Origin of the sequence: Streptomyces olivochromogenes (genome assembly GCF_001514115.1) — a bacterium.
Lineage (GTDB): Bacteria > Actinomycetota > Actinomycetes > Streptomycetales > Streptomycetaceae > Streptomyces > Streptomyces olivochromogenes.
The window spans coordinates 25,718-39,982 of the sequence record NZ_KQ948487.1; the positions used below are offsets into that span (position 1 = coordinate 25,718).

Annotated in this window: 15 protein-coding genes; 2 read left to right on the top strand and 13 right to left on the bottom strand. The window is 69.5% G+C overall.

The window, feature by feature from the left end; genetic code table 11:
- Positions 1 to 9: 9 nt before the first annotated feature.
- The 3 genes from AQJ27_RS47800 to AQJ27_RS58185 form a co-directional block, all read right to left on the bottom strand.
- Positions 10 to 558 carry a GNAT family N-acetyltransferase gene (locus AQJ27_RS47800; protein ID WP_067384559.1) on the bottom strand — a complete coding sequence of 183 codons (549 nt, stop codon included), beginning with the start codon at positions 556 to 558 and terminating at the stop codon, positions 10 to 12.
- A 39-nt stretch (positions 559 to 597) separates the two neighbouring features.
- Positions 598 to 948, bottom strand: coding sequence for a hypothetical protein (locus AQJ27_RS47805; RefSeq protein ID WP_079065856.1), 351 nt, complete (start codon positions 946 to 948; stop codon positions 598 to 600).
- A gap of 93 nt (positions 949 to 1,041) precedes the next feature.
- Entirely contained in the window at positions 1,042 to 1,920 is an 879-nt protein-coding gene (locus AQJ27_RS58185) for a hypothetical protein (protein ID WP_067384487.1), read from the bottom strand.
- A gap of 145 nt (positions 1,921 to 2,065) precedes the next feature.
- Between AQJ27_RS58185 and AQJ27_RS47815 the strand changes: the two genes are divergently transcribed.
- Complete coding sequence (locus AQJ27_RS47815; RefSeq protein ID WP_067384491.1) at positions 2,066 to 2,434, top strand: hypothetical protein; 369 nt, start codon at positions 2,066 to 2,068, stop codon at positions 2,432 to 2,434.
- 191 nt (positions 2,435 to 2,625) lie between these two features.
- Here AQJ27_RS47815 and AQJ27_RS47820 read toward each other — a convergent pair whose 3' ends face one another.
- From AQJ27_RS47820 to AQJ27_RS47855, 10 genes are all read right to left on the bottom strand, one after another.
- On the bottom strand, positions 2,626 to 3,792 hold the full coding sequence (locus AQJ27_RS47820; protein ID WP_067384495.1) for an alanine--tRNA ligase-related protein: 1,167 nt from the start codon (positions 3,790 to 3,792) through the stop codon (positions 2,626 to 2,628).
- A 139-nt stretch (positions 3,793 to 3,931) separates the two neighbouring features.
- Positions 3,932 to 4,690, bottom strand: coding sequence for an NUDIX domain-containing protein (locus tag AQJ27_RS59770; RefSeq protein WP_167552158.1), 759 nt, complete (start codon positions 4,688 to 4,690; stop codon positions 3,932 to 3,934).
- Positions 4,576 to 5,196 (bottom strand): class I SAM-dependent methyltransferase, encoded by a 621-nt coding sequence (locus AQJ27_RS59775; RefSeq protein WP_067384500.1) that lies wholly within the window; start codon positions 5,194 to 5,196, stop codon positions 4,576 to 4,578. Before AQJ27_RS59775 ends, AQJ27_RS59770 begins: the two co-directional genes overlap by 115 nt.
- A gap of 44 nt (positions 5,197 to 5,240) precedes the next feature.
- Positions 5,241 to 5,771: a phosphotransferase gene (locus AQJ27_RS59780; protein WP_341866168.1), complete on the bottom strand. Its 531-nt coding sequence runs from the start codon at positions 5,769 to 5,771 to the stop codon at positions 5,241 to 5,243.
- A 3-nt stretch (positions 5,772 to 5,774) separates the two neighbouring features.
- Positions 5,775 to 6,623 (bottom strand): NUDIX hydrolase, encoded by an 849-nt coding sequence (locus AQJ27_RS59785; RefSeq protein ID WP_235613956.1) that lies wholly within the window; start codon positions 6,621 to 6,623, stop codon positions 5,775 to 5,777.
- Entirely contained in the window at positions 6,620 to 7,150 is a 531-nt protein-coding gene (locus AQJ27_RS47840; protein WP_067384503.1) for a methyltransferase domain-containing protein, read from the bottom strand. Before AQJ27_RS47840 ends, AQJ27_RS59785 begins: the two co-directional genes overlap by 4 nt.
- 30 nt (positions 7,151 to 7,180) lie before the next feature.
- Entirely contained in the window at positions 7,181 to 8,311 is a 1,131-nt protein-coding gene (locus AQJ27_RS47845) for a methyltransferase domain-containing protein (RefSeq protein ID WP_235613957.1), read from the bottom strand.
- Entirely contained in the window at positions 8,312 to 8,449 is a 138-nt protein-coding gene (locus AQJ27_RS59790; protein WP_235613958.1) for a hypothetical protein, read from the bottom strand.
- A complete protein-coding gene (locus AQJ27_RS47850) occupies positions 8,446 to 9,912 on the bottom strand; it encodes an NUDIX hydrolase (protein ID WP_067384505.1) in 1,467 nt (488 codons plus the stop codon). The genes AQJ27_RS59790 and AQJ27_RS47850 overlap by 4 nt, the downstream gene beginning before the upstream one ends.
- Before the next feature lie 121 nt (positions 9,913 to 10,033).
- Positions 10,034 to 12,070 (bottom strand): ATP-binding cassette domain-containing protein, encoded by a 2,037-nt coding sequence (locus tag AQJ27_RS47855; protein ID WP_067384507.1) that lies wholly within the window; start codon positions 12,068 to 12,070, stop codon positions 10,034 to 10,036.
- A gap of 817 nt (positions 12,071 to 12,887) precedes the next feature.
- Between AQJ27_RS47855 and AQJ27_RS47860 the strand changes: the two genes are divergently transcribed.
- Entirely contained in the window at positions 12,888 to 14,156 is a 1,269-nt protein-coding gene (locus tag AQJ27_RS47860; RefSeq protein ID WP_159064633.1) for a hypothetical protein, read from the top strand.
- The last annotated feature ends 109 nt before the right edge of the window (positions 14,157 to 14,265 follow it).

Genomic DNA, 14,265 nt, shown 5'->3' on the forward strand with positions numbered 1-14,265 from the left:
CCCCCGCGCTCAGAGGGGATCGAGGAGCATCAGGACCTCGTCCCGGGTGTCGTCGGGCGCGAGGCGGAGGGCCCCGGGCCAGCGACCGACCTCACGCCATCCGAGTCGGCTGTAGAAGTCCTCCAGCCCCTCTTCTCCCCGGGCAGCCAGATGGAGCTGTTCGAGCCCCAAGTCGTTGCGCGCTATCTTCTGCAGCTCACGCATGAGGGCGGAGCCGACGCCGCGTCCGCGGAATTCGGGGTGGGTCTGAAGGTGGTTGACCGTGCCCCAGTGCCCGATGAGCCGGTAGGGATCGCGGTTGAGGACGACCCATCCGGCAAGAACGTCGTCGAATCTGGCGGTGATGAGTCGGCTGTGTTGTGGGTGGAGACGGCCGAGGAGCTTGTCCGCGACTGGTGCGACGTCGTTGTCTTGGACGGGTGGGAAGGGGAATCCGGCGGCACCGCCCGAGTTGGTGGCCGCGATCCAGCAGCCGATCAGCTGGCGTCGGAGTTCGGGAGTGACCTCGTGGCCGTCGGTGATCTGAGCGAGGTCGGGCATGCTTTCGGACGTTGTCATGAGAAGCAGCATGTCAGCGGGGTCTGACATCGGGACGAGTCAGGCTTCCGAGTTTCGGCGGCTGACCTCGGCCGCGTAGGCGCCCCAGTCGCCGGCGGCGGCTCGCTGCCGTTTGACGGCGACGGTGATGTCGATGTCGAGAGTGCGGGCGAGGACCGCGGCGGGCAGTTCGGTGGCGAGCTGGAACAGTGCGGTCGAGCGGGCCTCCGCGAGGCGGATGCCGAGTTTGCGGAGTCGCTCGCCCATGGCCCAGGCGCTGATCGGTCGGCCGGGCTGGCCGCCGGGAAAGAGCCAGGGTGACTCTGTCCGGCCAAGGACGGCGTGGCTGCGGCGAATCGCGACCTGGTGGAGGGCCAGTTCGGCGACGGGCGCGGGAAGCTCGACCGGCACGGCGCCGAGGCGGATGCGGACGGCTCCGCCGGTCTCCTCGATGTGGTCGACGGTGAGGCGGGAGAGCTATTCACAGCTGCGGGCCCACCTGTCCTACCCGAAGCTCAACGACGCGTTCGAGGCTCTCCCGCGGGTGCTGGACCAGGTCCGGACCGAGAACCTGTCGATGGCAGCCGCGTTCGAGCGGTTGCTGGAGATCGAGGTCGAGCCATCCGTGTCCTGGAGCGCATGGTCGCGCAGGACGAGCTCCTTCACAGTGCCGCCCACCACGACTTCCAGCACGGGCGCGGCCACCACGGCGCGTTGAAGAAGTCGACCTTGAACAGGCGGATCGAGGATTTCGTGGTCTGGGTCAACCAGGAAGCTGAGGCGCACGGACTGCCTGAGCAGGTCGTCCCCGCCGATCCGCACGGCGCCATCCGCATAAGCTGGTTCAGACGCACCCTGGCCTGGCACATCGCCCGCCGGCCGAGCGGCCTGATCGCGCTCGCCATCCAGTACGGACACATGCGCACCGTCCTGGACGCCTGCACCTCCAGCGGCTACGGCAGCCGCAGCCGCCGCGGCATCCACAGCGTCCTCGACGTCGAAACCGTCCTCGCAGCCGCCGACACCGCCGCCCGCCTGCGCGACCGCATCGCCGCCGGAGAGAAGATCTCCGGGCCCGCTGCCCTTCGGGCCCTCACCGCTGCCGCCCAGACACCGCGTTTCGAAGACCGCATCGTCCCCAAGACGTTCGCCAAGAAGGCAGCCAAGTTCCTCGCCCAAGACGGCGTCGTACTCTTCGACAACCCCGACGCTCTCCTGATCTGCGCATTCAAACGAGACAACGCGCTCTGCGAACCCGACCTCGGAGCAACCGCCCCCAGGCAGTACGACTGCCGCCCCGGCTGCGGCAACGCCATCCGCACCGACACACACGCTCCCCTCCCGCGCGAGCGAGCCGACGAAATCGACAAGCTGGCCGCCCACACGCCAGAGCCCATCGGCAAGCGCCTGCGAACAACGCCGACCAGCTCCGGGCCACCGCTGACGCCCACGATGCTGCCGCCCAGACCGCCGAGGCCCTGGCAGGAATCAGGACCACCAAGACGAACGGACCCGCATCCGCGGGGCCATGGACCGGCTCCTCACCGGTCAGGCCACCGTCTCCAACGGAAGCATGACCGCGGCCGCCCTCGCCGCCGAAGTCGGCGTCCACCGCATGGCTCTCTACAAGAGACACGTCGATCTGAAGCGCGAGTTCGAGGAACGCGTCCGCAAGGAGGCCAGGCAGATTCCAGAAACGGAGAAACGACTCAGAGACACCGTCACCAAACTCAAAAGGACCATCGCGAACCAGAAAGCCGAGATCGAAGAACTCCGCCAACTGGTAACCAACCTCACCCTTGCCAGCGCCGTTCTCACCGAAGAAGAGAAGAGCGCGTCAACGAACCCCGTCACGGCTTCTGACAACGTCATCCCGCTTCATCCACCCACCACCTGAGATCCCCACCTACACAGGGCCGCCCCGGTCGACTGAACACCGGGGCGGCCCCGTCCTGTTGTGACTGAGCCCTCCCGTTGGCGCCATCCGTCAGGTGAAGCGCTCAGCTCAGGAATCACGTCGCAGTCCATAAGGTCGGGCCGTAGGGCCGGTTCCATCATTTTGGTCTGCACCCGCGCTCATCCCCGCCATCACTCTTGCCGCAGGCTTGTGACCAGATCGCGAGGCAGACCGTGGGTGTCGTGGAGGTACTGGAAGTCCTCATCCTTCAGCGGGCCTTGGAACCGGGATCGAGCAAGCACCTGCCTACCTCGTTCAAGGAGCCGACTGAACCGGCACTCCTCCTCGAGCAGCAGTCGGCGCACGTCGCTGGGATCTACTTTCTGGCGGAAGTGGTCCAGGGTGTGTGAGACCAACTCGTCCGGCAGATCTCCGAGACCGCGCGACGGATCGTCCCGCCACAGAACGGTGAGCACTCGTCGCAGCAGGCGGCGGAGCACGTAGCCCCGTCCAGTGTTGGCGGGGCGCACTCCGTCGCCGAGTACCACGATGGCCGAGCGCAGGTGGTCGTAGACCAGGCGCAGCGACGGTTCGTCAAGTGGCCACAGAGCTGGCACGATACGGCGCCATGGGTCGAAGACGTCACACTCGAACACTGACGACTGGCCCTGCAGCAGAGAGGCCAGCCGCTCCAGGCCGAGCCCAGTGTCGACGTTGCGTTGGGGAAGCGGTACAAGGGAACCGTCCTCGAGTCGACGATGGCGCATCATCACGTGGTTCCAGACCTCTACCCAGCGGTCGTCGCGTGTGGGTGTCGACTGGGGTGGGGTGTCACCGCTCCACAGGAAGATCTCCGAGTCGGGGCCGCACGGGCCGACCGGTCCGTTGGACCACCAGTTGTCCTCCACGGTGAGCTCGACGGGAACGCCGAGGTCCTGCCACAACTGCAGGGAAGCAGTGTCTGGCCCGGTCTGGTCATCGCCGCCATAGACGGTGGCATGCAGCAAGCCCGGATCGACACCCAGTCCATCGGTGAGCAGCCTGTACCCCCAGTCGAGACTCAGTGAGCCCTCGTAGTCGCCCAGCGACCAGGTGCCGAGCATCTCGAACACAGTCAGATGGGTGGCATCGCCGACCTCCTCCAGATCCGTGGTGCGCAGACAGCGCTGCACATTGACCAGTCGCCGGCCCAGCGGATGGGGGCGCCCCTCCAGATACGGGGTGAGCGGATGCATGCCGGAGGTGGTGAACAGCACCGAGTCGCCAGGGGGTGGCAGCAGCGTCGAGCCGGTGATCCGGCGGTGATCACGCTCCTGGAAGTACTCGACGAACGTGCGGACAATCTTCTCCGTGTTCATGAGGGTGGCTCCTTCGCGTCACAGCGGGGAAGGCACCGGATAACGGGACCACGCTGGTCATCGCACCGGGGCAAGAAGCCAAGAACGCCACGGGACCACCGACGGGCCGTTTCCGGTCGCCGGTGGGAAAGGGAGGAGGTCAGACGGCGGCAACCGGCGAGCTGGTCGCTCGCGCGGTCGCGATGATGCTTCGGCCGGTGACGTTCATGCGGGCGACAATAGAGCGCCCAGTCCTTTGAGGCACACGAATTTTCCGCCAGAACGTCTGGCCTCGCGCGGGTCCCGCCAGGCAGGCGGCCGGGAACTCGATGGCGGTGAAGCTGCCTCGCCACCTCTGATGCTCAGCAGTGCCAACACGAGCGCTCAGTCGTACCTGTTCCCGGACGTCAGGAGCAGCCTGCGGGTCTGAACAGAGGAACTTGGCAGGGAACTGCGCGGCCGGGGTGACAACGTCGCCGACGCAGGCCAGGGCGTGCAGGTCGTGCCACTCCCATCGTTCGAACAGGCGCTTCTCGGGGTTGGTGAGAGTGCCGGACCAGGTGGTGATCCGGATGACGGCGGTGAGCCGGGGCACGCCGTGGCTGTCGTCGACCAGCATCGTCACCGCGTACGTGTCCGAGGCCGAGGCGCTCAGGCCGGTCTCCTCCGCGAGTTCCCGCACCGCCGCCTGCTCGAAGGACTCTTGGCCGTTGGTCTTGCCGCCGGGCAGCTCCCACGTGCCCCGGGTGGACCGGCCGAGCAGGACCTTCCCGGCCTCGTCGGTGACGACGGCGACGGCTCCGGTCAGGCGTGGCCGGTGGTCGGGCGTTTCTCCACCGCTGTGGTGCGGGCGTGGCAGGGGCCGCGCAGGACCAGGACAGCGAGGTTGTCCGCGTCCAGCCGTTCCACCTGTTTCCAGCCCGCGGTGAGCAGGCGGATCTCGTTTTCGTCGAGAGCGATGTGCCGCCGCTCCTCAGGGGTGTGCTCGGTGGTGGGCGTGATGACCACGAGTGCGCCGCCGGGCCGCAGCCGCTCACCGAGCGCGTGCAGGACGCGGCTGCGGTCCCGCAGGAACGGATACATCAGCCGCATGGTGATCAGGTCGTAGCCGTCCTCGTCCAGCTCTGCCGAGTCGTCGCGCTCGATGTCCAGGCAGATCCAGCGCACTTCCACGGAATCCGCGTGTTCGTCCCGAGCCCGCGCGAGGGCGCTGTCGGTGAAGTCGACGGCATCCACCGCGTAGCCGAGGGACGCAAGGTATACGGCCAGGCCCCCGGCGCCGCAGCCCACCTCGAGCGCCCGTCCACCGCCGTCGGGCACGGGGGTGTGCTCGGCAAGCAGTGCCCGCTCACGCTCACCGAGCTGCCGAAACCCTTTCCCGTCGGCATAGTGCTGCTGCCATTGATCGCGGACGATGTACCCCACGGTGCTACTCCTCGACTGCTGTGATGCGGTGGGCGGTGTGGTGTTCACGGAGGGCTCGTGGAGCGCAGCCGGGCCAGGGTGCGGCGGCCTCGCTCAGCGAGCTCCAGATCGCCATGGGCCATGCCGTACTGAATGCCGGAGACGGCGTCCAGTACCGAGAGGACGGCCAGGTGCTCCTCTTCGGCCGGGGTGAGGGGGCGGCCGTAGCCGTCCGCCACGGCCTCATACAGGTCCGGCCGCCCGTGCCAGGCGTCGGACAGGCGCACGAAGTCCCGTACAGCCGGGCCGTCTTCACTGCGCTCGAAATCGATCACACACAAGGTGCCGGCGGTCTCCTCCCAGCGAAGGTTCCGCCGTTGGAAGTCACCGTGCGTGGCCCCCACCGCCAGGGCGGGCAGACCCGAAGCTCTCTCGGCGATCGCGCGGATGAACGCCTCGTCCCCGGGCGCGAAGTAGGCGCGCGCACCATCGAGGTGCCGTTCCAGTTTCCCGAGCGGCAAGGCGTCGTGCGTGGTCGGCCGGGCCGGGGCGCTGCGGTGAATGGCGGCCGCAAGCTGTCCGATGCGGTGGAAGATCCGCTACTCCTCTGCGGGCGGGTAGACGGCACCGTGCAGGGCGCGGCCCGGCACCGCGGTGATGACGACGGCCCGCAGGGACTCATCGGCGGCCACCAGGCGGGGCGCGGCCGGGCCCAGATTCGGGACCCAGGTACGGAATGCGCCCACCTCGCGCTGGTGGAATCGGTCGTTCTGGTGGACCTTGACGAACCACACCCCGTCCTCGGCGCCATCCGCCCGCCACACCTGGCTTCCCTTCCGCACCCAGGAGGCATCCGTCCAGCCGGTGATCCGGCCGACCGCCCGCTCGGCGAAGTCCCGTACCGCGTCCTCGGGCACCACGCTGTCGGAACCGGCCTCGGAAACGAGGCGCAGCCGGTCGACGGCCGACGTGTAGGCGATCGGATCGCCAGGCTCCTGGAAGTGCAGGGCGATCCGGGCGCCGACCCGGTATGCGTCCAGCCCGGCCCGGCAGTAGGCGACCATCGGCTCCGGCAGTGCATCAAGCGGGAACCAGCCCATGGCGTCGCACACGTCCGGCTCCATGACGCGCGGCGTGCCGCTCCAGCACCGCACCTCGAAGAAGAACCCGACGCGTGCGCCGCCGCCCGGGGAGCGGTGGTGCACGGTGACGGCCGCGCGGACAGCAGCGGGGGCGACGAGGACGCCGGTCTCTTCCCGGGTCTCCCGCACGAGCGCGGTGACGACGTCCTCCCCGGGCCCGTCGAGGTGCCCGGACGGAAGGTGCCAGAGGCCTGCCGCGTACACATCGCCGGCCCGCCGGGACAGCAGCACCTCGGGTCCGGTCTCACTGTCGCGGAGCGCGATCAGGTGCACGTCCAGCGGCTCGGTGTGCCGCCCGCCGCTCACAGGTCACCACCAGGGCGGCGCGCGAGCAGCACGGTGAACACGGCGTCCTTGACGAGCCCTTCGCCGCGGGCATGCTCCTCCAGCAGCGAGTGGGCCTCCTGCTCGAACCGTGCGTGCCGGCCTCTGAACAGGGCCGGGCGGGCGAAGCTTTCGCCAGAACTGCGGGCCTGGACATCCAGTGGAAGGCACGCGCAGGTGATCAGATGGGCGCGACTGCCGGCGTGCGGGGTGGTGAACTCCTCGGCCGACATGGTGTGGAAGGCGATCGTGCCCGCGCTGGGCAGAGACGGAAGCCGGGCGGCGGCCTCGCGGAGCATGCCTTCGTCCGCGTCCACGAGGTCCACCCGGACGATCCCCGGCATCGCGGCGACCAGGGCGGCCGGAACCTGGCCGGTGCCCGCACCCAGGTCGAGCAGCACCGGTCGGTCGATTCCCTCCAGGACTCCGGCCAACAGCCGGACCACTTCATCGGGAATGCCGGGGCGGTGGCGGGCGTAGTCGACGGCCGCGGACTCGAACAGGCTCACAGCGTTCCTTTCACATCAGGGGGTTGGGCGTCAGGCGGGTTGCCGGGGTGGGGCTGAAGACGCGGGCAGAACCCACTCCAGGGCGTCGGGACCGGTGCCGGAGGCGACGTGCTGTGTCCCACCGTCCTCCGGTACGTCGACACGGAACGCACCGGGTCGGCCGGCCCGGACCCAGCGGGTGTGGATGTCCTCAAGGTCGGCCCACACATCCCTCGGGCCGTGGACCCGCACCGTGGTGCCGTCGGGATCGGCGACAGCCCAGGAGTCCTCCTCGGGGGCGACGATCGTCATCGTCTCGGCCTGGAAGTCGCGCACCAGGCCCGGGGCGAGGTATGCGGCGGCGAGCCAGAACCCGTACGCGTCGTCCGGCGGCGGCGTCAGCCGCGTCGGCCGTGGGCGCCCAGGACTGGCGGCGATCCGCGAGCGGTGGTCCACAGCGGTGAGCCAGGCGTAGCCGTGCAGCGGCCGGTGCCCGCGCGGACCGCCCGTGAGGACTGCTTCGACCCGGCCGGCCGGGGTGCGGGTCACGAGTACCTGGCCGACCCAGCTCGGAGTACGGGTCGTCACCGTCGTCAGCAGCCGCCCGCCGGGCGCGAGCTGCTCCACCCACGCCGCCGGCAGGCAGGGCACGCCGATCCCGGAGTGCACCAGGTCGTACGGTGCCCCGGCCGCGTGCCCCTCCAGTGCGTCACCGGCCACCACCGTCGCACCGACGCCGAGCCGCTCGAGGTTCCGCCGCGCGAACGCGGCCATGTGCCCATCCCGTTCGACGCCGGTCGCGTCTCCGGGGCCGGTGATCGCAGCGGCGTACGCCAGCGACACCGCCGGGCCCGTGCCCAGGTCCAGGTACCGCACGCCGGGGGTCGGCCGCAGGGCCTGCAGCGCCTCGGCGGTGAGCGGGGTGTACGTCGACATCGACGTCATGTGCCCGCCGGAGAGCCGTCCGCGCTCCAGGGAGTCGAGCGGTTCCCCGTCGCGCTGCAGCAGCACGGAGTCCGCCCCGTGCACGAGGTCGAGCCACTCGTCCTGGTCGTCGGGATGCGCGCCGTCCAGGAGCCGCCACTCGATCGGTTCGATGCCGGGCTTGCTCACCGCGTGGGGGAGCAACAGTTCTCGGCGGACTCGGAGCAGGGCGTCGCGCAGCAGCGGGTCGGTCAGCACTCAGTCGGCGTCGAGGCGGTCGACCATGACGGCGCGTGCGGCGGTCGTGACGGCGAGCAGGTCAGGAGAGATGGCTCTCGCCTTCCGGGGGAGAGGACGGCTGGCGGAAGCGGTCGCGGTGGTGAACTCTGCGGTCACTGCCAGCCCATTTCCGAGTACAGGCGGCCCGCGAGGATGCCCTCGATGGCTGTGCGGGTATACGCAACCAGCTCCGCCGGAAGGTCCTTGGGCTGCCACCACCGCCACTCCACGCATCGGTCGGGCTCCAGGACCCTCGGGGCGCCGGACCATGCTCGGGCCCGGAAGACCAGCTGGATGCGCGGCCGGGCGCCTGGTGAGTCGACGAGGTGGACCGCGTGCACGAACTCGACGTCGGCGGGGTCGATGATCAGGCCGGCTTCTTCCTCGGCTTCCCTCACCAGACAGCTGACGGCGGACTCCCTCTCGCAGTGCCCGGCCAGGAAGTGCCAGAGGTTCCCCGCGTACGCGGAGTCGGGGTGGCGCAGACCGAGCAGGAGACGGCCGCGGCCGTCTTCAACGTAGAGGTGGACGCCGACGACATGAAGCTCCGTCCCGCCCGGTGCCTCCTCCCGCACCGGGCGCGCACTGCTCGACGGGCCGTTCGCCGGGGTGCGCTGGTCGGCGTGCCGGTGCAGGAGGTCGGCCGTCGATGGACTCAGCGGCAGCCGGTGCAGCATCTCCCGTGGGAACCAGCGCAGCAGGATGCCCTCATTCAAGGTCAGGGCGTCGGGGTCACCGTTCCATCGACCGGCGAAAATCTGGATCGGTACGCGTATGCCGTCGATACCGGTGGCCTCTTCCACAGCGAAGGGCTTGAGGTCGGACAGGTGCAGACCGGGCACTTCCTCGGCCAGTTCGCGACGGAGCGTGGCTTCCAGCGACCGGTCTCCTGGCTCTCGGCCGCCACCGAGCAACGCGAAGGCACCCGGCTCCCAGATGTCCGGGTAGTTGTCGCGAAGGTGGAGGAGGTAGCGGCCGGCATCGTCGAAGATCAATGCTGAGGCGTTCACCGGCTCGATCCGACCGTCCAGGCCGGCTTCCAGCAGCTTGGCGCGCAGTGTCGGAGAGCTGACCTCGTCGAAAGGGCGCCACTGCGCACCCGAGACCTCTTCGTCCTGCAGGACGAGCTCAGGGGTTTTGTGGGCAAGGTAGAAGACGAACCGGAGGTCGAAGTGCCGGTGCTCGGGCTCGCCGCGATGGTGCCTGGCGTCGATGTCGTGGACGTCGACGTCGATCGGAGCGTCCAGGAGCGGGGTCAGGCAAAGGTCCCCGGACCGGATCCCTGTCTCCTCGCGCACTTCCCGCAGGGCCGCGGCCAGGAGGGTGTGGTCGTCAGCCTCGATGTGGCCGCCTGGGGTGAGCAGCAGCCCGGTCGCTCTGTGCCCGATGTGCAGCACTCGTCGGTCGCGGTCGATGATGGCTGCGCTGCAGGTGATGTGACCCGGGAGCGTGGCGCGGCTGCATGGGTCGGCGGGGCCGTCGAGGGCGGCCAGCAGCCCGTCCAGGGCATCCCGCTCCTGCGGATGGCGGTCCAGGTACGCGTCGACGGCTTGGCGGATGTGGGAACGGGTGGGCGGCACGTCATCACCTCACGGTCGACGGGGGCTTGCTGTCGCGGACAAGACGCGGATCCCGACGCTCGGCTTCGGCCGTCGGCCAAGGAGTCGGGCGGTCGGGCGGGCGCCGGGCACGGTCGTCGTGTCACGAGGCGTCCTCCTGGACGGGCGGAGACGCGCGCCGGGGTACGGGCACCGGTGATTCCGGGGGAATGGTGAGCCCGAACTGGGCGGCCTGGGCGGTGAACATGCCTTGATAGAGCCCGTCCTGGAGAGCCATCAGCTCATCGTGTGTGCCTTCTTCGGCCACACGCCCTTGATCGAGGACGTAGATACGGTCCGCGTGTGCGGTCGCTGCGAGCCGGTGGGTGACGAGCACGACCGCGTCCCCTTCTTCGGCGAGGGCCCACAGCCCTTCGAACGCGGTGATCTCCGCGTGCGGGTCGAGCGCGGAGGTCGGCTCGTCGACGAGGAGGAACGGTGCGCCCCGGTACAGGCTGCGGGCGGTGCCGAGCTTCTGCCACTGCCCGCCCGAGAGCTGGACGCCGCGCTCGTAGCCCTTGAACACGATCGAGTCCCAGCCGTGCGGCAGTCCTTCGACGAGCGTGAGCACGTTCGCTGCCCGGGCGGCGTCCTTGACGCGGCCCATGTCCCGGAGGCGGTTACCGGCGCCGATGGCCACGTTCGCGGCGGCGGTCATCTCCCAGCGCGGGAAGTCCTGGGCGAGCAGCCCCACTTCGGCGAAGACCTGGGCCCGGTCGGCCTCTCGGAGTTCGACCTGTCCGCCCTTGTCGTCCTTCCACCACACGTTTCCCTCGGTGGGCAGCAGCAGCCCGGCGAGCAGCTTGGTCAGGGTCGTCTTGCCGGAGCCGTTTGCGCCCACCAGCGCGGTCACCTTGCCCCGGCGTACCGACAGGCTCACTCCCTTCAGTGCTGGGGAGTCGGCGCCGGGGTAGGTGAACGACACGTCCTCCACGTGTACTTGGTCAACGCAGGAGGGCAGCGGGGTGCCGGCGGACGGGATGGCGTGCTTGGTGGCCAGTTCGATGGCGGTCTCGGTGTCGGTGAGGAACAGCAGTTCCTCGTAGAGGCGGTTGACCTGCTGGATGAGAGAGGTCAGGCGCGCGGTCGAGGTGCGGATGGCGATGACGGCGGTCCCGCCGACGGCCAGCGGCAGATTGCCGTTCGCCAGCAGCCACCACAGCACCCCGTAGCAGGCGAGCGACGCCAGGCCGGCGAAGGTCCCGGCGACCAGGTCCGTGGATGCCTGCGCGCGGGCCAGCCTCCGCAGCTCGGCCTCGGTCTGCCGGGACATCTCCTCGTAGCTGTCCAGCAGCTTGGTCCCGGCCGCGTGCACGCGGATCTCGCCCGCCGCGTGCGGGCGGGTCAGGTAGGCCAGCAGTGACGCGATGGCCCGCCGGTGATCGACCCAGTTCAGCCGCGAGACGTAGTCGCGGCGCGCGGAGCGGACCGCGCCCCACCCCTTGGGCAACGCGATCGCCAGCAGCATCGGCAGAAGCGTCCAGTGCAGGGACGCCAGGACGGCGGCGGCCGCCACCATCCCGATGAGCACGTTGCCCACGCCGACCGACAGCCGCAGCATGCTGCGGGCGGAGTCGGTGCCGAACTTGCCTGCCTCCAGGACGCGTTGGATCTCCGGCCGCTCGGTCGCCGCCACCTCGACCCGGGTGACGGCCGCGTAGTACCGCGCGGAGACCACCCGCTCCACCTGCGGCTCCAGCCGGCCCGACATCGCCGTCGACCACGCCGACAACAGCGCCGCCCCCACCGCGGTGACAGCCAGCACCACCAGTGACGACAGGGCGTCGCGGAGCTTGTCCGCGGTCGGACCGTCCGCGAACAGCCGTGTGAGCACCGAGTTCACCGCGACCAGCCCCCACGCGGCCGTCACCCCCTGCCCGAGCTGCGCCACCACGACCCCGGCCAGCGCCCGCCGGTCCGTCTCCCAGCCGGTACGCAGCACCATGCCGACCATGCGCGGCAGCGCGGCGGCCATGTGCCCGAACGAGAGCCTGGTCAGCGGGCCCTCGTGGCGCACGTAGGACTGGTCGTAGCGGAGCCGGCCCCCGTAGAGCTCGCGTTCCGCATTTGAGATCCCGTCCTCAACTGCCGTGGCTTTCGCATCCTGCGGCGTGTCACGGTGTGGTCCGGCCGTTGTCAACGTCGCTCCCCTCTGACGGTCGTGGCGGTGTCATCGAGTTCAACGACGCCACCTGGCTTTCGAACACGTGTTTTTCGGTCGGTCTGCGAAGTCCGGCGCTGTGCGGCTGCGGGAAGGTGCGAAATACAAGGACCCTTGTCCCGCAAGAGCACTTCGGAAGGGCTGGTTGGCCGAAACGCCGATGTTCTGTCGGGAGCAAGGCCGACGCCCCAGAGCCCCCGGGCGGGGCTGCAGGGATATAGCGGTCGCGCGACATGAATCGCCGACCAACTCCTCTAGGAGCAGGCGGAGTTGCTGTCGAGGATGCTGCAGGAGGACTGGGCCGTTCCCCAGACGGACTCGTTCGCCGACCATGAGATCCGATCCCCTGCAGGCCCGATCCCCTGCAGGCCCGATCCCTTGCAGGCCCGATCCCCTGCCTTGGGAGGGACGGTCCCTCAAAGGAAAAGGCGTGGGCGTTTGTCGTACCGGTGATCTAAGGTCGCGCTGTTCGTCACCACCGGGGGTGTGGCCGCGCGACCGGTTTGCCGATGCGGTGCTCAAGCAACAGCCGCGAAGGAGACCGGACGATGCCGCCGACCGGCGGTCGGCGTGGTGCGGCCGGGGGGCTGGAGTCCCACCCGGTCGTTCAGTGAATCTACGTAAAGCCCCTTCAAACGCAAGGACGTTGATGAGACGTAATTCCCTCACCGGTTTAGCCGCGGTGTTCGTTTCGGCTGCGGGTCTGGCCGCGTCGCTGCTGGGCGCCGGCCCTGCCGGTGCTGTTGCTGCTTCCGGCCGGCCGGTGATCACTCTTGACGCGCCGACGCCGGCGGCCTTGCCGGCTGCTCCTGCCACGGCAGGCGTGTACTTCGACTTCCACACCAAGGCCAAGAACCTGACGGTTGACGATGCCACGCTGACCGTGGACGCCCGGGGTCTGGCGAAGATCGCCAAGGTGGCGTTCTCGAGCAACTGCACCGTCCGTGGCCTGGTCGCCACGTGCTCGGAGTCGTTCGAGTCGGGCTCCAACCCGAAGATCGGCCTCGGGTCGATGACCCGGTTGACCCTGACCGCGCTCAGGGGCAGCCGACTGGGTGCCACGGGAACGTACAAGATCACCGGCCGGTCCGCGCATGCGCAGATCGTGGGCGGCACGGGATCGGTCACCGTGGGAGGGCCGTCCTTCGGCCTGGACCGCCTCGCCGACCACACCAACCTGAAGGTCGGCAGTAACGTCGCCGAACCGGTCCGGTTCACCAACGTGGGCAACCGTCCGGCCCGCGGCGTGCAGACCGTTCTGGCCGCCTCACCCGGCCTGGACTTCGCCGACCACTACTCCAACTGCAAGTACGGGTTCAACGGCGCGATCCATTTCGCGGAGTGCTACCCCAAGGGCGCCATCAACATCGGCGAGACGGCCGCCCTTGCCGCCCCGGTCCGTCTGCACGTGGGCTCCACCGCCCTCAACACCTACCTCGACGCGCTCACCGCGCCCCTCGGGCAGCCAGGCTGGCCGGACGGCCAGGGCATCAAGTGGACGTGGGGCAAGGGGGCCGCGCTCAAGCTGAAGGTGATCAAGGCGGGCCGGCGGTCCTCGGCCCCGGCGGGCTCCGTCTCCCTGCCGCAGACGGGCAGCGTCACCGACTACTGGATCGCCACCCTGAGGGCCCGCAACACGGCCGACTTCGCAGTGTCCGGCGCGAGTGCTGAGGCCGGGGCGGGCAAGACCGCGACCCTCGCCTTCCACCTCAGCGCCAACGGTCCGGCGACCCTGTACGACCGCAGCGGCGGTGAGGGAGTGCCCACCGCCTGGGTGACGCTCCCGCCCGGCACCACCGCCGTCGGCCATTCGGCCAACTGCGCCCCGTGGCAGGAGAACAATCCGGCAGCCGAGGCAAAGGGACCGTACGTCTGCAGCCTGCCGGGCATCATCGTGCCCAAGGGACAGGTCACCGACTTCTCCCTGACCGTCCGGGTCGACGACGTGGTCACGCACGCCAAGGGCGGCGTCCAGCTGGTCTGGGGCCCGGATCCGGCCGACTCCCACCGGCCCGCTTTCGATCCGGACAGCCGCAACGACTCCGCCGACCTCACCGTGAACTGAGCGGTCGGGGGCAGCAACAACTCGGTCGGCGCCCGGAGTCCATCGCCCCGGTTCGCGACGTCAAGACGCCCCCCAGAACCACCTGTTCTGGGGGGCGCGCTTGGTTGCT